General features: G+C 69.7%; 13 protein-coding genes. 1 reads left to right on the top strand and 12 read right to left on the bottom strand.

Annotated features, from left to right (window positions below):
* Nucleotides 1–237: 237 nt before the first annotated feature.
* The 7 genes from ACWGIH_RS07480 to ACWGIH_RS07510 all read right to left on the bottom strand — a co-directional run bounded on the left by ACWGIH_RS07480 (nt 238) and on the right by ACWGIH_RS07510 (nt 10,580).
* Nucleotides 238–960 carry an ANTAR domain-containing protein gene (locus ACWGIH_RS07480; RefSeq protein WP_453451831.1) on the bottom strand — a complete coding sequence of 241 codons (723 nt, stop codon included), beginning with the start codon at nt 958–960 and terminating at the stop codon, nt 238–240.
* A gap of 73 nt (nt 961–1,033) precedes the next feature.
* Complete coding sequence (locus tag ACWGIH_RS07485; RefSeq protein WP_453451830.1) at nt 1,034–1,777, bottom strand: GAF and ANTAR domain-containing protein; 744 nt, start codon at nt 1,775–1,777, stop codon at nt 1,034–1,036.
* Nucleotides 1,778–2,111: 334 nt separating this feature from the next.
* A complete protein-coding gene (locus ACWGIH_RS07490) occupies nt 2,112–4,586 on the bottom strand; it encodes a glycoside hydrolase family 3 protein (RefSeq protein ID WP_453451829.1) in 2,475 nt (824 codons plus the stop codon).
* A gap of 188 nt (nt 4,587–4,774) precedes the next feature.
* A complete protein-coding gene (locus ACWGIH_RS07495) occupies nt 4,775–7,369 on the bottom strand; it encodes a family 78 glycoside hydrolase catalytic domain (protein WP_453691604.1) in 2,595 nt (864 codons plus the stop codon).
* A gap of 46 nt (nt 7,370–7,415) precedes the next feature.
* The gene (locus ACWGIH_RS07500) at nt 7,416–8,315 is read right to left on the bottom strand and encodes a carbohydrate ABC transporter permease (protein WP_453451827.1); all 900 of its coding nucleotides are present in this window, start codon (nt 8,313–8,315) and stop codon (nt 7,416–7,418) included.
* Between the two features lie 5 nt (nt 8,316–8,320).
* Nucleotides 8,321–9,205, bottom strand: a complete 885-nt coding sequence (locus ACWGIH_RS07505; protein ID WP_453451826.1) for a carbohydrate ABC transporter permease — start codon at nt 9,203–9,205, stop codon at nt 8,321–8,323.
* A 58-nt stretch (nt 9,206–9,263) separates the two neighbouring features.
* Entirely contained in the window at nt 9,264–10,580 is a 1,317-nt protein-coding gene (locus tag ACWGIH_RS07510) for an ABC transporter substrate-binding protein (RefSeq protein ID WP_453451825.1), read from the bottom strand.
* Nucleotides 10,581–10,911: 331 nt separating this feature from the next.
* Between ACWGIH_RS07510 and ACWGIH_RS07515 the strand changes: the two genes are divergently transcribed.
* Complete coding sequence (locus tag ACWGIH_RS07515) at nt 10,912–11,925, top strand: LacI family DNA-binding transcriptional regulator (RefSeq protein WP_453451824.1); 1,014 nt, start codon at nt 10,912–10,914, stop codon at nt 11,923–11,925.
* A gap of 27 nt (nt 11,926–11,952) precedes the next feature.
* Here ACWGIH_RS07515 and ACWGIH_RS07520 read toward each other — a convergent pair whose 3' ends face one another.
* From ACWGIH_RS07520 to ACWGIH_RS07540, 5 genes are all read right to left on the bottom strand, one after another.
* Nucleotides 11,953–13,038: an S-(hydroxymethyl)mycothiol dehydrogenase gene (locus ACWGIH_RS07520; RefSeq protein ID WP_453451823.1), complete on the bottom strand. Its 1,086-nt coding sequence runs from the start codon at nt 13,036–13,038 to the stop codon at nt 11,953–11,955.
* Nucleotides 13,039–13,101: 63 nt separating this feature from the next.
* Complete coding sequence (locus ACWGIH_RS07525; RefSeq protein ID WP_453451822.1) at nt 13,102–14,319, bottom strand: cytochrome P450; 1,218 nt, start codon at nt 14,317–14,319, stop codon at nt 13,102–13,104.
* A 77-nt stretch (nt 14,320–14,396) separates the two neighbouring features.
* Nucleotides 14,397–15,383: a PDR/VanB family oxidoreductase gene (locus ACWGIH_RS07530; protein ID WP_453451821.1), complete on the bottom strand. Its 987-nt coding sequence runs from the start codon at nt 15,381–15,383 to the stop codon at nt 14,397–14,399.
* A gap of 136 nt (nt 15,384–15,519) precedes the next feature.
* On the bottom strand, nt 15,520–16,305 hold the full coding sequence (locus tag ACWGIH_RS07535; RefSeq protein WP_453451820.1) for an IclR family transcriptional regulator: 786 nt from the start codon (nt 16,303–16,305) through the stop codon (nt 15,520–15,522).
* 107 nt (nt 16,306–16,412) lie between these two features.
* Nucleotides 16,413–17,330 carry a LysR family transcriptional regulator gene (locus tag ACWGIH_RS07540; RefSeq protein WP_453451819.1) on the bottom strand — a complete coding sequence of 306 codons (918 nt, stop codon included), beginning with the start codon at nt 17,328–17,330 and terminating at the stop codon, nt 16,413–16,415.
* Between the last annotated feature and the right edge of the window lie 58 nt (nt 17,331–17,388).

The raw sequence follows: 17,388 nt of genomic DNA on the forward strand, positions 1-17,388 counted from the left end.
TCCGGGGCGTGGCCGCGCCCGGCTGTGTATCGGTGTTCCCACGCGCAGGGCTCGTTCCGCTGCGCGGTGTCGTGCCCGACCGTTCAAGGGTGGTCCGCGATGTTCCCCGCAGTCCTCCAATGCCGGGCATCAGCGAGACGGCGCTGCTCTTCGACGCGGCTACGCACGAGGTGTACGGGAGCCGACGTGGAACGCCGTGCTGAGGACCCGGGCGGCGGCGATGATCACCACCGGCGCTCAGTGGCTGGTGGTGTTTCCGTTCGCGTCCAGGCGCAGGCGCAGGGCAAGCACCTCGCGTGCCACCTCCAGCAGGGGCAGGTCGTGGCTGAAGGCATAGCCCCGCAGGCGGATCAGTGCGTGATCGACGCCGATGCCCAGCTGGGCGGCGACCATGCCGGTGGCCTGGTGGACCTCGGCGAAGTGGAGGCCGGGCTCGTCCAGCAGCGGAGTGTGCGGCAGGTCGGTCTGGGCGGCTGTGGCGATGGTGATCTGCGAGATGGTGTCGGCCAGGCCGAACGCGTCGGTGAGCTGGGCGGTGCTCATCGGGCCGGGAGTGGCGCGGTGGCCGGTGAGGGCGCCGAGGGCGATGACTCCGATACGCAAGGGGAAGGAGAACACCGCGCGGATGCCGAGTGCTTCGATGGCGCCGGGCAAACCGGGCCAGCGTTCCGCACTGAAGCTGAGGGAGTCGGACACATCGGGCAGCAGCAGCAGATTCCCGAACTGTGCGGCGTCCAGGCTGGGCCCCTGGCCCTGGACCTGCTGCAGATCCTCCAGGGCGCTGGTGCGCTCACCGCAGGACTGCACCAGTTCCGCTCGCCTGCCGCCGGAGCTCAGCAGCAGGGCCAGGCCCTCAAGACCGAGCATCTCGGCGCACTCGTCGAGCGGCAGGGGAGCCGCGCCCGTCCCGGTGTGCGAGCTGAGGGCGCGCAGGTATTCGATCATCACCGGATGGGGCACCGTAGCCCCCTTCCGGGCGTCGTGCGGATGAACGGGCCGTCAGCCCACCACGTGGTGACGATGGGCTTGCGCATCACCGGGGCGGCGGGTTGAGCAGCGAGGCGTGGGCCTTGCCCCGCAGGACCTGGCGCGCGACCTCGGTCAGGCGAACACGGTGAGCGCGCGCGTAACCACGCATCGCATTGAAGGCTTCCTCCACGCCGGTTCCGCGCCGGTGCGCCAGATAGCCCTTGGCCTGCTCGATGATGATGCGGCTGTCCAGAGCGGTCTGCAGTTGCGCACTTACCACCATCTGTTCCGTCACCGCCCGCTGTTGCAGGACACCGATGGTCGCGGTGTCGGCCAGCGCCTGCCCCAGGCGTACCTGGGGCTCCTCCAGCGGGCCCGGCCGGTCACGGAAGAGGTTCAGGGCCCCGATCACTTGATCGTGCAGTCGCAGCGGGGCGGCGACCACCGACGTGAAGCCCGCTTGAAGGGCACGCGGCGCGAATCGCGGCCATCTGGCCAGGGCCTCGTCCGTGGCGAACGGCACGTCGGCGACCCCCTTCCTGCTCAGGTAGCAGTCGCGGCAGGGGCCCTCATCCCACTCGATGCTTGCCAGCTCCAGCAGGCGGGTGCGCTCATCGGAGGCTGCCGCATCCACGAGGTGCCCCTCCGGCGTGGCCAGCAGGACCCCTGCGGCCGCCACATCCAGCAGGGCCACGCAGTGATCGGTGAGCAGGTGCAGAAACGCGATCACATCGAAATCCTGCACCAGCGTGTCGGCCAGTTCGACGAACGCGGCAGACACCTGTTCCTCACGACCCAAATCGGGCATGCCCCGCTCACCTCCGAGTGATCTAGGGACACTCTTGCACAGGGGAGCGGCCCTCCGCCGTCATCCAGTCTCCTCCCATCCGGCACTCCCAGCCAGGGCGCATTCGGGAGTCTGCCGCACGCGCCGGGTGATACCCGCACGTACGAGGGGGGCAGGGCCGCCCTCTACCGATCAGGTCACCACCGGAGCTACGTGGGTGGGAGTGGCGACGAAGTCAGCTCTGCGATGGTGGCGGCGCGGCCTGTGCTCCGGTGTGTAGCGGCGGAGCACAGGCCGCGACCCGCCGTCGGGATGACCGCAAGCCTTCGGGCGCAGCCAATACCGTGCGCACCGATCAGTTGATGGCTACGGCCCTCCGGGCGGTGATGTCATGTGCCGAGCGAGCCACGCACATCGTGTAGGAGCCCGCGACGAGCCCCCACTCCCCCGCCTTCCAAGTCATCAACTCCCTTGCTGGTAGGGCCATCTCGATGCGTGCGGAGGACTTCGCCTTGAGCGACACCTTGCGGAATGCGACCAGTCGACGTGGCTCGGCCGCCGCCGCGTCCGGCAGCGCCGCGTAGAGCTGGACGACCTCGGTGCCCGTGCGGGTGCCGGTATTCGTGACGGTGACGGCGACGGTCACCTTCTTCGCAGCGGCGTCGTAGGACGCCTCGAGGGAGCCGTGACTGAAGGTCGTGTACGACAGGCCATGGCCGAAGGGGAAGCGGGGGCGCTGCCCGTTGCGGTCGTAGTAGCGGTAGCCGACGTGGATGCCTTCGTCGTAAGTGACCGTGCCGTTCGTCCCGGGGTAGGTGGCGGTGGTGGTACCCGGCCCCTGGGTGGCATCGGCCGGGAAGGTGACTGGGAGGCGGCCGGCCGGGTCGCTGTCGCCGAAGAGGATCGCGGCGAGGGCGGTGCCCATGCCGCGGCCGCCGTACCAGGCTTGGACGACGGCCCCGACATCGTGCTGCCAGGGCATGGCGACGGGGCCGTCGGTGTTGAGGACGACGACGGTACGGGGATTCGCCGCGGCGACGGCGCGGACGAGCTGGTCCTGGTCGCCGGGCAGCCCCAGGTGCGGGTGGTCCATGTCCTCACCTGCCACGCGGTTGACGAAGACGATCGCGGCGTCCGCGGCGCGGGCTGCCTCCACTGCCGCTGGGATCAGCGAGTCGGGCTGCCAGCCGAAGGTGAGGCCGCATGTGCCGGTGTCGGCACCGGCGTTGGTGTAGCGCAGTTCCACCGAAACGGCCCGGCCCGCCGTCAGCTCCACGCAGCCGTGCAGCGGATAGTCGTAGGGGCCGAGGAAGAAGCGGCGGCTGTGTCGGGTGCCCGAGACGACGGTGACGCCGTTGATCTTCAGGGTGGTTGATCCGGCGGCCAAGAGCGAAAACCGGTGCAGGCCCGTGGTGGTCGGTACGAGGGTGCCGGTCCAGGTCGCCGACCACACATCGGGCAGAGCGTCCAGGGGCGCGGCCGTGAAGTCCACGGTCGCGTCGGTTCTGGTGGCGAGGGGGGTGCCGGAGGCGTCGGCGCCCGCGTAATAGGTCCCGCTCAGGCCTGTCGCACCCGAACGGGTCCGCAGGACGGATGAGGGCACGGTGTCCAGGGGCACGTCTCCCTTGGTGCCCTGGGCATGGGTCACCTTGACCGTGCTCCCGCCCCGGGCGCGGACGGCCTTCAGCGGGGTCGTCCAGTTGCCGGGGTCGACGTAGGTGGAGCCGGACACGCCGGTGAAGGCGTCGTCACCCGCCGGGCCGATGACCGCCAGAGACTTCACTGTCGCGGGCAGTGGCAGAGTGGCGGAGCGGTTGGCCAGCAGCACGGTGGAGCTGAGCGCCGCTTCGTGGGCGAGATCCTGGTGCTTCTCGGTGCTCACGTCGGCCGCGGGTGTGGGCAGCGGGTGCTCGAACAGACCCGTCGCGTACATCGTGATCAGGATGCGGCGTGCCGCGTCGTTCAGCCGGTCCTCCGGGATCGCTCCGCCGATGAGGTCGCCTGCCTTGAGCTTTACGCCGCCGGGTCCCAGCCCGGCCAGGTCCATTCCGGCCCGGGCGGCGCCGACCTGGTCGTCTCCCGCCCAGAAGTCCGGGACGGTGTAGCCCTGGAGGCCGATGCCCTTCTTCAAGTCGGCGAAGAGCCCTGGGTTCTGTGCCGCGTAGACACCGTTGATCTTGGGGTAGGCCATCATGACCGACGTGATCGGGGCAGCCGCGACGACGTGCCGGAAGGGCGCCTGGTAGACCTCGTGCCGCGCACGGTCGGAGACCTTGGTGTCGGTGAAGAAGCGATTGACCTCCTGCGTGTAGCCGGCGAAGTGCTTCACGGTGGCCGCCACGTGGCGGCTTTGCATGCCGACGGTGAGGGCGGCCGCCAGTGTGCCGGCGAGCAGCGGGTCCTCCCCCATGCTTTCGGCCTGTCGGCCGAAGTGCCAGGTCCGGCTCACGTCCACGGTCGGGCCCAGCAGATTGTTGTAGCCCTTCGCGCGGCCTTCGGTGCCGATGGCGCAGCCGATCCGCCCGGCCAGATCCGCGTCGAACGTAGCGGCCTGGGCCAGTGGTACGGGAAAGGCGGTCACTCCTTGCTCGCCGCGCAGTCCGGCGGAGGCGTCCGCCATCGTCAGCGCCGGTATGCCCAGATCCGCGACGGAGGCGAAGTCGCATCGTACGAGCGACTCCTTCTGGGCCGCCGTCATGCGTGCGAGCAGGGCGTCGGCCCGCTCCTGGGGGGTGCTTTGCCCGGCGACGGCCTGGCCGGTCAGAACCGGAGCCATGCTCGCGCCCAGCGCGGTCAGTGTTGCGGCGGCAAGAAACATGCGTCTGTTCACAAGCGGCTCTCCAGGAACGGGGCGGCCCGGTACGTGGGCCGCCGGGGGGAAGAGGGGCCGGTCATGGCGTCGGGTTCATGACCGGCCCCGGCCTGGTGAGGCATCGATTTGAGCATGCGATCGAAGCCTTCGGATGTGCGTGGTCTCGCGCAGTTCTCCGGTCTGTCAGTACGGCCGCATCGCCGACGTCATGCCGCGTGCGATGCGAGTTCCGTCGTGTCGAGGGTGTGCTCGCCCGCCTTCAGTTCGAGAGGGCGGCATCCGGGTAGTTCGGCGGTGGCGGTGCAGCCTGCGGGCACGGTGATGCGTGCCGTCATGCCGTCCGCGGTCAGCTCCCAGTCCAGACGGGCTGTTCCGTACGGCGTCTCGTGGCGGGTACGGGCCCAGGTGATGCCGCCGCCGGGGCGCGGCCGGAAGGCCAGTTCCCGGTAGCCGGGGGCCGCGGCGGTGATACCTCCGACGACCCGGTGCAGCCAGTCGGCGACCGCGCCCAGGGCGTAGTGGTTGAAGGAGGTCATGCCCCCTGGGTTGAGCGTGCCGTCGGGGCGAAGGCTGTCCCAGCGTTCCCAGATCGTGGTGGCCCCCATGGTGACGGGGTAGAGCCAGCTGGGGCATGCGGTCTGGGTGAGCAGCCGGTAGGCGACGTCGACATGCCCGGTGTCGGTGAGGGCGTCGCAGATCAGCGGGGTACCGACGAAGCCGGTGGCGATGCGTGCGTCGTCGGCGATGACGAGCTCGGCGAGGCGGTCGCCCGCGGAACGGCGTTGCTCCTGGTCCAGCAGGTCGAAGGTCAGGGCGAGGGAGTAGGCGGTGGGGGTGTGGCTGGTCATGCGGCCGGTGGGCAGGAGGTAGCGGCGCCGGAAGGCGGCGGTCACTTCGTCGGCGAGCGCCGCATACCGGGCGGCATCCGCGTCGAGTCCCAACTCGGCTGCCGAGCGGGCAAGTTGGCGTGCGGAGTGGGCGAAGTAGGCGGTGGCGACCAGGTATCGGTCCGTGCGGGAGGCGCCCGGGTCGTCCGGGGGCGCTGCCGGGTCGAGCCAGTCCCCCAGTTGGAAGCCGCTGTCCCACAGCCGGTCGGGCCCGGCGAGGCGTTCCATGAGGTCGACCCACGCCTTGCCCGTCGGGTAGTGGCGGCGCAGCAGTTCACGGTCGCCGAAGCGCTGGTGCAGCACTTGCGGTGTGAGGGCGGCGACGTCGCCCCAGGCTGCGCCGGGCCGGATGGGGGTCCAGAGGGGGCCTCCGGGGATGACGGGCACGTACCAGGGGACGGTGCCGTCGGGCAGCTGCTCGAGGCCCACGTCGGTGAGCCAGGAGTCGAGCATGCCGACGCAGTCGTAGAGGTAGCTCGCGGTGGGGGCGAAGATCTGGATGTCGCCGGTCCAGCCGAGGCGTTCGTCGCGCTGGGGGCAGTCGGTGGGCAGATCGACGAAGTTGCCGCGCATGCTCCATACGATGTTCTCGTGGAGCCGGTTGACCATCGGGTCGCTGCACTCGAACCAGCCGCTGCGGCGCATGTCGGTGTGGTGGACGCGAGCCGTCACCATTTCGGGGTTCAACTCGCCCGGCCAATTGGTGATTTCGGCGTATCTGAAGCCGTGCAGGGTGAAGCGGGGCTCCCAGGTGAGGGGGCCGCGACCGGACAGGATCAGGGTGTCGGTGGAGTACGCCTCGCGCAGCGGACGCGTGGCCAGTTCACCGTCCTGCAGGATCTCGGCGTGCCGCAGGGTGATCGTCGTCCCGGCGGGTCCGTCGGCGGTGACGCGGAGCCGGCCGACGAGGTTCTGGCCGAAGTCGAGGAGGTGGCGGCCGTCGGGGGTCGCGGTGATGGTGGCCGGGGCGATCTCGTCGGTGCAGGCGACCGGGGGCCCGAGCGGGGCGACGAGGGTGCGGGGATCGCGCTCGTGCGTACGGACGGCAGACCAGTTGCCGGTGTCCGCGCCGGTCGGGGTGGCCCAACTCGGCTCGTGCAGCCGGGCGTCGAAGGTCTCACCCTCGTACAGGCCGCTGGAGAGTATCGGGCCGGGTGCGGCGTGCCAGGTGCAGTCGGTGGCGATGACCGTCCTGGTCCCGTCCGTGTACGTCACTTCCAGTTGGGCGATGAACGACTGGTCGGTGCCGTAGAGGTTGCGGGTGCCGCCGTCGAAGCCGTACTTGCCGCGGTACCAGCCGTCGCCGAGCCAGGCGCCGATGGTGTTGGCGCCCTGGGTGAGGTGGTCGGTGACGTCATGGGTGCGGTAGCGCAGGCGCTGCGGGTAGACCGTCCAGCCGGGGGCGAGTGTCTCGTGGCCGACGCGCCGGCCGTTGATTTCGGCTTCGTACAGGCCGTGGGCGGTCACGTAGAGGCGGGCACGGGTGACGGTCCGGTCGAGGGTGAAGTCCCTGCGGACGCGGGCCGGGCGCCGGTCGCCGTCCGGGTCCTCATTCCATGCGGCGGCGACCGGCACGGCTTGCCAGTCCGCGGGGTCGAGCAGACCGGCTTCCACGGGGCGGGCATCGCTCCAGGCGGATGGGCTCTTACCGCCGGGGATCCAGACTCGGACCCGTACCTGGACGCGTTCACGCGAGAGCAGCGGCGCTACGGGCCAGGGCACGAGGATCTGCTGATCGCTGTCTACGCGTCCGGTGCGCGAGGGGACGCCCTCCCGGTCGAGTTCGAGTTCGTAGGCGATCTGCCGGCCGGAGCCGGGCGGCAGGGTCCACGACAGGCGTGGGGTGGCCGTGCCGATGCCAAGGCCGTCCGGGAGGTGCTCGAAGGACACCGGCGAGGGCGGGGAGGGCAACAACGGGAAACCTTTCGTTCACGTGCGCGGGAGCGGAGGGCGTGGGGCGTCAGCCCTTGACGGCTCCCGAGGTGAGGCCCTTCATGACCTTCTGGTTGAGGAAGAGGTAGATCAGGAGGGTGCCGAAGACGTTGATGCAGATGGCGGCGAAGAGCGGGCCGTATTGGGTGGCGCCGAAATCGCCGGTGAAGTTGAGCAGGCCGACCTGGATGGTGCGCAGATCCTGGTTGTTGGTGAACGTCAGGGCGATCAGCAGGTCGTTCCAGATGAAGAAGAACTGCACCAGGCCGACAGTGAGGAGGGCGTTGCGCACCATGGGCACGCTGATGGTCCAGAAGGCGCGCAGGATGCCGGCGCCGTCGATGGTGGCCGCCTCGAACATCTCGCGGGGAACGGTGCGGTAGTACGTGGCCATCATGAAGACGGTGAGCGGCAGTCCGGTGCCGGTGTAGGTGAGGATCAGCGGCCACAGCGTGCCGGACAGACCCGTCTGGAAGTACACGGTGAACAGGGGCAGCAGGATCATCTGCGGAGGCACCATCATCCCGGTGAGGAAGACGAGCAGGGTCAGACTGCGTCCCTTCCACACCATGACCTGCAGGGCGAATCCGGCGGCCGTGCCCAGGAGCAGGATCAGGGCCAGCGCCGGGAGGACGGCGAGCAGGCTGTTCTTGACGTACAGGCCGATGTTGCCGGTGGTCCACGCCTCGATGTAGTTGCCCCACTCCCAGGTGGTGGGCAGGCTCCACGCGGAGTTGTTCAGGTAGTCGCTGTTGGACTTCAGCGAGGTCAGAAACATCCAGATCAGGGGGTAGATCTCCACGACCAGGAGCAGGCCGATGACGATCTTCACCCACAAACGGCGTGCGGTCCGGGGCCTTCGGGCCCGTGCGGCTGTCCGGCCGACGCCGTGACCCGCGGAGGTGGTGACAGGTGTGTCGATGGCCATGACTCTCAGCCCTCCGTGAGGTCGCGCCGCGAGAGGCGGTAGACGGCCAGGCTCACCAGCAGGCACACCACGGTGAGCAGCAGGGCGATGGTGCTGCCATAGCCGTAGTCGCTGTAGGTGAACGACGTCTGGAACATGTACAAGGTCAGGGGGGTGGTGCCGGCGCCCGGCCCTCCGTTGGTGAGGGCGACGATCGAGTCGAAGACCTTGAGGGTGCCGTTGATGCTGAAGATCAGCGATGACATCAGGACCGGCAGCGACAGCGGCAGCACGATGTGGCGTACCAGTCGCAGCCCCGTGGCGCCGTCCAGGCGGGCCGACTCCAGCGTCTCCTCGGGGATGTCGACCAGACCGGCGAAGAGCAGGACGGCGTAGAAGCCCATGGAGCGCCAGATGTCCATGACGATCAGGACCCAGAAGGCACTCCCGGCGCTGCCGAAGAAGTCGATCGACTCGATTCCCACGGCGTTGAGGAGGGAGTTGACCGGGCCGGTCTGCGGGGCGACCTGGAAGAACTTCTGGAACAGCAGACCGACGGCGACGGTGGGCAGCACCACGGGGAAGAACACGAGCGTGCGGACCAGGGCCGAGGCACGCTTGAGGAAGAAGACGTAGAGCAGGGCCAGCAGGTAGCCCGCCACCACCTGGCCGACGGTGACGACGACGGCGTACTTGAGCGTGAACCACAGGGCGTCGTGGACGGCCGGGTCGGAGAAGAGACGGGAGAAGTTGGCGACACCGTTGCCGGTGAAGCCGTCGATGGTGTTGCCCTGGGTGAAGGAGTACCCGAGCGACCACGCCATCGGGACCAGCATGATCAGGGAGTACACGAGCAGGGCGGGACCGAGCAGGATCGCGATGGCCCTGCGGTCACCGAGTACGCGGTGCATGGGTGAAGTCCACTTCGTTTCCGTTGAAGACCGGCGACGACCTACGACGAACTGGGGTTCACTTGGCGGCCAGGGCGTCCTGGACGGTCTGCATGAACTGCTTCGGGCTCATGCTTCCGTTGACGAGGCTCGCCGCGTTGGTCTGGCTGACAGTGGTGGCCTTGGTGCTGAACAGTGCCTCGAACCACAGCACGTTCTGCTTCGATGAGCTGACGGTGTCGCGGACCTGGGTGGTCACCTTGTTCGCGTCCTTCACCTCGGTGTTCACCTTGAAGCCCGAGATGGTGCCGTGGTCCTTCAGCGCGGTGCTGCCGTAGTTCTCGGCGATGCAGGAGACCCACGCGCCGGTCTTCTTGTCGAAGGACTTGGCTCCGAGGGCGATGCCGAGGCCGACGTTGGAGGGGTACTGGTCGACCGACCCCTTGCCGCCGGAGACGGCGGGGAACGGTATGAAGCCGACGTTCTCGGCGCCGACCTTGTTCTGCTCGGCGTCAGAGATGTTCGCCAGGGCCCAACTGCCCATGTAGAACATGGCGGCCTTGCCGCTGAGGAACTGGTTCATCGCGGTGTCGTAGTCGATGGAGCCGACACCCTTGCCGAAGTAGCCCTTCTTGCCGAGGAGGGCTACCTCCTGGGCGGCCTTCACATACGCGGGATCGGTCAGCTTTGCCGTGCCGTCGGCCACCTTCTGCAAGGCATCGGGGCCGAGGCTGCGGTAGAGGTAGCCGCTGATGAGCCGGGTCAGCGGCCAGCCCTGCTGACCGGAGGCGGCGAACGGCCGTATGCCCTTGGCCTCCAACTTGGCCGCGGCGGCGTTCAGTTCGGTCCAGGTGCCGGGGGCCTTGATGCCGTTGTCCCGGAAGACCTTCTTGTTGTAGAAGATTCCCTCGATGTTGTACTCGTACGGGAGCACGTCCAGCTTGTCGCCGTACAGCGCCTTGATGGTGGAGACGGCGGCCGGCTCGAGGCGGTCGTACACGCCGAGCTTCTTGAGCTCGCTCTCCAGGTCGGCGACCTTGCCCGACTTGGAGAGCTGCTGGGTGAGCGCCGGGGCGTTGCCCGCCGCGAACTGGACCGGCAGGGCGTTCTGCCCGGCCAGCAGCTGCAGCTTCTGGTCGAGGCTGCTCTGCGGAACCGTCTCCACCTTCAGTGGCAGCGCCTGCTGGGCGGACTTGCACGCCCCCTTCGACAGGGACGTCAGAGCGGTCTTGACGGTGGTGTTCTCGGTGACGCTCAGGTAGCTGAACTCCTTGGGCGCGGCCGAGGAGCCGCCGCCGCTGCCACCACAGGCGGTCGCGAGCAGCGACATCGAGGCGACACCGGTCGTGAGCAGGATCAGGCGCGGGCGACGGGCGCCCGGGGTACGGGAAGACACGGGTTCACTCCCAGAAGTCGGTGAAAGAAAGGTGCGGTGAAGGGAAGGCCGGCCAGGAGCAGCAGGAAGGATCCAGGCCGGGTCGAGAGCGGCACGCAGGACGGAGAGCCGACCAGCCGCAGCGGGGTTTTGTGAAACGTTCCCCATGGCGAGTGGGCAACACCCTGCACTCAACTCCCCTGCCAGTCAAGGCATCCGGCGGCATTCTTGACGTACCTACGAGCAGACGCCGTGGCGCGTGTATGTCATTCTGTAAACCGTTTCCCTTGACGCCACGAGATCCGGAGTGCCGACCATGGGCGGGGCCGCAACACCCAGGCAGAACAAGCGCGTGACGATCAACGACGTCGCCCGGCACGCCGGCGTGTCCACCACAGCCGTGTCCAAGGTGCTCAACAACGCCTACGGCGTGAGCCCGGGCATGCAGGAGAAGGTGCGCTCGGCGATCACGGAGCTCGGCTACCGTCCGCACGCGGCGGCCCGCGGCATGCGCGGCCGGACGTACACCATCGGCGTACTCCTCGACAACGTCCGCAACGCCTTCTTCGCCGACATCCTCGACGGGATCCGCGAGGAGCTGAGCAGCACCGAGTACACCGTTCTGATCGGCGCGGCCGGGTTCGAACCCGACCAACAGGCCCGCGTCATCAGCTCCATGACCGACCGTCAGATGGACGGACTGATCCTCATCGCACCCGCCACGCCCCGCCCGGAAGTCCTCGCCACGGCCGCCTCGACACCCACGGTCGTCATCGGCCACCACGACAGCGCGGACACCCACGACTCAGTGGCGGACGCCGACGACATCGGCGCCGGCCTCGTGGTGGACCACCTCGTCGCCCTCGGGCACCGGCACGTCACCCTGGTCTCGGCGCCCGGCAGCAAGGCCGCCCAGTGGAGACGCACCCCGGAGATCGTGCTCGCCGAGGGCTATACGCAGGCGATGCGGCGCCACGGCCTCGAAGAGCACCTGCACGTCCACCAGGCCGCCTACTCCGACGAAGGCGGCTTCAAGGCCGGTCTCACCCTCCTGACGGCCGAACACCCGCCGACCGCCATCATGGCCGGCGCGGACGTGGCGGCCCTTGGCATCTACCGCGCCGTCCATGAGCTCGGGCTGCGCATCCCCGAGGACCTCTCCCTCGTCGGCTACAACAACACCGCCCTGGCGGCCCTGGCACCGGTGCAGTTGTCCAGCGTCGACCAGGCCGGGCAGGAGATGGGCGCGGCCGCCGCACGGATGCTGATCGAGCGGGTGGAAGGCCGCCGGGACCGGGCGATGCGCTCCACCATGACACCGCGCCTGGTCCTGCGCGCCAGCACCGCCGCGCCGCAGACTCGCTGACGATGCCCTCGACGCGTACGCCGGCCATCAAAGAATGACCACCGAGCGCAGGACATCGCCCTGGTGCATGCGGGCGAAGGCGTCCTCGACCTCGTCCAGGGCGATGGTCTCGCTGACGAAGGCGTTCAGGTCCAGGCGGCCCTGGAGATGGAGATCGATGAGCACGGGGAAGTCGCGGGAGGGGAGGCAGTCCCCGTACCAGGAGGACTTGAGGGATCCGCCGCGGCCGAACACGTCCAGGAGAGGCAGTTCGAGCGTCATCTCCGGCGTGGGCACACCGACGAGGACCACCGTGCCGGCCAGGTCGCGGGCGTAGAACGCCTGCCGATAGGTCTCCGGCCGGCCGACGGCCTCGATGACGACGTCGGCGCCGACGCCGCCGGTCAGTTCACGGATCGCCTCGACCGGGTCGCTCACGCGGGAGTTGACGGCATGGGTCGCCCCCAGCTCACGGGCGGTGCGCAGCTTGCGGTCGTCGATGTCGACAGCGATGATCCGCGCCGCGCCCGCCAGGCGCGCGCCGACCACAGCGGCGTCACCCACTCCGCCGCAGCCGATCACGGCCACGGAGTCGCCGCGCCCCACTCCCCCGGTGTTGATGGCGGCACCGATGCCCGCCATCACGCCGCAGCCGAGCAGGCCGGCCGCGGCCGGGGAGGTGGCGGCGTCGACCTTGGTGCACTGCCCGGCGGCGACGAGCGTCTTCTCGGCGAAGGCCCCGATACCGAGGGCCGGCGTCAGTTCGGTGCCATCGGCCAGTGTCATCTTCTGCCGTGCGTTGTGGGTGTCGAAGCAGTACTGCGGGCGGCCGCGCCGACATGCCCGGCAATGACCGCACACCGCACGCCAGTTGAGGATCACGAAGTCGCCGGGGACCACGTCGGTCACCCCGGGGCCGACCTGGTCGACGATCCCGGCCGCCTCGTGGCCCAGGAGGAAGGGGAAGTCGTCGTTGATACCGCCCTCCCGATAGTGCAGGTCGGTGTGGCAGACACCGCACGCCTGCACCCGCACCACCGCCTCACCCGGGCCGGGATCGGGAACGGTGATCGTCTCGACGCGTACTGGTTCACCTTTGGCACGGGCGACGACGCCCCGTACGTACTGCGGCATGAAGGCAGGTCCTTTCGGTCAGGAGGGGTGGGTGAAGGCCGGGCAGGGGCTGGTGTCCGCCGGTCAGCTCGCCGGGCGGACGCGCACCGGGAGGGACGACCAGGAGCGCAGGGTGTTGTTGAGGTGGCGCCGAGGAGTGCCCGCGAGTTCCAGGTGCTCCACGCGGCGGGCCAAGGCGGTCAGCAGGCACTCCGCTTCGAGGCGGGCGACGTGCTGACCGACACACTGATGGATGCCCATGCCGAAGCCGACGTGGCCCGAGGGGTCCCGGGTGAGGTCGAAACGGTCGGGATCGGTCCAGCGGAGCGGGTCGCGGTTGGCGGCACCGAGGAACATCAGGATCTTGCCGCCCTCGGGGATACGGGCGCCGGCGATGTCGACGTCGGTGGTGGCGGTACGGAAGAAGGTCTGCACGGGCGACTGCCAGCGCACTGCCTCGTCGAACGCCACGCGCGCCAACTCCGGTCGCCGACGCAGCCGTTGCCACTCACCCGGGTGGGTGGCGAAGGCGTAGAGCGTGGCGGCCAGGCCGTGCACGGTGGTGTCGACGCCGGCCGTGAGCAGGGAGCGCACCACCAAAGGCGCCTGCGCGGGGGTGAGGTCGCCGCGGTCGGCGGCGGCCCAGATGCGGGCGCCGAAGCCGTCCTCGCTCAATGCCTCCCGGGCGCACTGGTCGTTCACCCAGGCCGACAGCTCGGCCACCCGGTGCAGGTCGGCCCGTACGAGGTCGTTGCGCGGGCCGAAGGCGTTGAAGGCCATGTTGCCGTAGGGAAGCAGGTTCTGCCTGCCGTCCGGTCCCAGGCCGACGGCGTCGGGAAAGACCCGTAGTGGAAAGGCCGTCGCCAGCGCTTCGTAGGCGTCGAACTCCGGCCCTTGGGTGGCCAGTACGGTCTCGACGAGTTCCTCGGCGACCGTCTGCCATGTCTCGCGCAGTCGGCGCAGGGCGAGCGGGGTGAGGATCTCGCGCAGCACGCGGCGTGGGGCGTCGTGGTGGGGCGGGTCGGCCTCAAGGAGGAGGCTCGGCGGTCGCCAGGGCTTCTCGTGACGGAAGTTGGCTAGGCCCACCCCGGATCCGGACTGGAAGGTCTGCCAGTCGACGAGGGCCGCGTGCACCTCTTGGTGGCGGGCCAGGGCGTGCACGTCGTGACGCGTCAGGTGGACGACGGGCCCGGCGGCGCGCAGCTGCCGGTGCAGGGGGTCGGGGTCGGCCAGGTGCTCCGCCGCGAACGGGTCGACGTCGCTGGTCGGCGCCGGGGCGGGGGCGGATGCTGTCTCGGGCATGGCGGCTCCACGGGGGCGGCTCGAAGGAACGGGGGCGGTGCGGGTCCACGGCGGGGGCGCGTGGTCCGCACGAGCGCTCAGAGGTCCAGGACGAGATGGTCGGAAAGGGAGCGGGACACACACGGCAACAGGCAGTCACCCGCGGCACGTTCATGGTCGTCCAGGACGGCGTCCCGATGGTCGGGGGTTCCCGCCAGGACCGGGACCAGGCAGGTGCCACAGCTGCCCTGCTCGCAGGAGGACAGCACCTCAGCCCCGGCCTCGCGTACGGCGTGCAGCACGGAGACGTCCGGTGTGACGGTGACCGTAGTGCCGGTGCGGCGCAGCTCCACCTCGAAGGACGTCTGCCGTACGGGCTCGGTCAGGGCGGTGGCGGTGAAGCGTTCGGTGCGCAGGGTGTGCGGTGGCCAGGCGGCGCGGCACGCGTCCTGGACTGCCGACAGGAGAGGAGCCGGGCCGCAGCAGTACACCTTGGTGCCGGGCTCCGGACGGTTCAGCCAGGTATCCAGGTCGAGCAGGCCGTACTCGTCCTGGGGGCGGAGGTGCACGCGTCCGCCGTAGGTGTCGGTGAGGTGCTCGCGAAACGCCATCGAGGTGCGGGTTCGGCCTCCGTAGAGCAACTGCCAGTCAGTTCCCGCCAGTTCGGCCTGGTGGATCATCGGCAGCAGCGGAGTGATGCCGATGCCGCCCGCGATGAAGAGGTAGCGGTCGGCCGGGACCAAGGGGAAGTGATTGTGTGCGGCGCCCACTCCGACCCGGTCGCCGACCGCCAGCCGGTCGTGCACATAAGCCGAACCGCCGCGTCCGGCGCTCTCGCGCAGTACCGCGACGCGGTAGCTGTACGGGTCCCAGCGGTCGCCGCACAGGGAGTACTGGCGGGTCGTGCCGTGCGGCAGGACCAGGTCGATGTGGGCGCCGGGTGTCCAGTCCGGCAGCCGGGCGCCGTCCGGGTGAACGAGGGTGAGGGACACGATGCCATCAGCGACGACGTCCTTGGCGCGGACCCGCAGCGTCAGGGCCGGGGTGGGGCCAAGATGCGCGGGCAGCAGTTCGTGTGCGACCACGTTGTCGCCTCCCGTCTGTGGATTGCGGGAAGGATGCGCGTGACCGCGAGCGCATCGCGACGGCCTTCTCACTCAGCGAGAGACAAATTTCGTGCCGCCGTCACATCGCTGTCGTACGTCTGTCACCTGCGGCCTGCTATCCGTGGCCCGTTGTCCGTGGCCCGCTCCCGCGCGCGGCGGGCGTCTCCAGCGCGCGGGACACACCTCGGGCGGCCGTGCGCACGACGGGCACGACGGCCTGTGCGCCCCGGTCGTTGGGGACGATGACGGACAGGGCCGCCGCCACCGTCCCGTCGGCGCCGCGCACCGGCGCGGCGACCCCGAGAGCGTCGTCGTGCACGTATCCGGGGCAGTACGCGTATCCCTGGCGGCGCACCTCGGCCAACAGCGCCCGCAGCTCCGCGGGGGCGGCGGGAGTGGCCGGGGTGTAGGCGGCCAGTTCGCCCGCCAGCACCCGCTCCTTCAGAGCCGCAGGTCCGTGGGCCAGCAGCACCAGGCCGCTGGAGGAGGCGTGCAGGGGCAGCCGTCCGGCGATGCGGGTGTAGTTGATGACCGCGTTCGGGGCGGACAGCCGCTCGACGAAAAGGACCTCTTCACCGTCGAGGACGGCGAGTTGCACGTGATGGCCCACCACGTCGTGCACGCCCTCCATGAACGGCAGCGCCGCATCGCGCAGCGACAGCGCCGGTGAGGCCCGCACCACCAGCTCCCACAGCCGGACGCCGATGCGCACGCGCCGCCCGTCGTCGCGGCTCAGGAATCCGTGCGCCACCAGCTCGCCCACCAGGCGGGAGGCCGTCGCCACGTGCAGGCCGGTGCGGCGGGCGATCTCCGAGACGGTCAGCGCCGGCTCGTCCTGGCTGAACGCCTCGAGAATGCGCGCGGCACGGGAGAGAACCGACTCGTGGTGCGGTGGCTTCATCGCGCGCCTCCCCCTTGCTGCGTCCGTCCCATGTCCGCCGTGTATCCGTCCTGCGTACGTCCCATATCCGCCGTGTATCCGTCCTGCGTCGTCGCCAGGCCGCCGGATCATGCGCCGTGCGGCGAAGACAGCGTCGCCCCGACCCGCGCCGCCGTCTCCCGCAGCCAGATGTGGGCGGCGTCGTGCGTGTGCACCGGATGCCACCACAGGGCCTCCTGCAAGGGAACCGCCTCGTAGGGAGGTTCCACGACCCGCACCGGGGCGATCGGCGCCAGCAGCCGGGCGAGCCGGGCCTGGACCATGGCGATACGCCGGGTGCCGACCACCAGCAGCGGCAGCAACTGGAAGCTGTCGACCGACACCTCGACGCGTGGCTCCACGCCGAGCATTCCCAGCTGGCGCACGGCCGGCGCGTCGTAGGTCCGCTGGTAGGTGACCCACGGCAGGTCCGCCAGATCCTGCCGGGTCAGCCCGTCCGTGACGCTGGGATGGTCGTCGGCGACCACGAAGACCCACCTGTCCTCGTAGAGGTCGGTGGCGGGGAAGTCGCTGATGACGCCGTGCGGCATGAGCAGTCCGTCGACGGCGCTGAGCAGGGTGGCGGTGTCATCGACCACGGTGGGCGGGGTCTGCGCGAAACGCAGCCGGATGCCGGGGGCTTCCTCGTGCACGACGCGGGCGAGTGCGGTGCCGAAGACGGAGACGGCGTAGTCGGAGGCCACCAGCTTGAACTCGCGGCTCTCCGCGGCCGGGTCGAAGTCGGCCTGGCTGGAGAAGAGCCGCTCGAGGACGTCATAGGCGGTGGAGGTGCGGTCGAGCAGGACCTGGCCGAGGGCGGTGAGTTCGTAGTGGCCGCCGACGCGGGCGAGCAGGTCGTCGTCGAAGTGGCGGCGCAACCGGGACAGCGCGGCGCTCATGGCGGGCTGGCTGAGCCCGACGAGCTGCCCGGCGCGGGTGACGTTGCGCTCCTCGAGCAGGGCGCGCAGGGCGACGACGAGGTTGAGGTCCAGGCGGGCCAGATTCACGGACTTTCCCTTGCTGTGGGGCGTCGGGCGGCGCTGACCAGGAGAAATCTGTCTGGTG

The organism is Streptomyces sp. NPDC054872 (genome assembly GCF_053610705.1).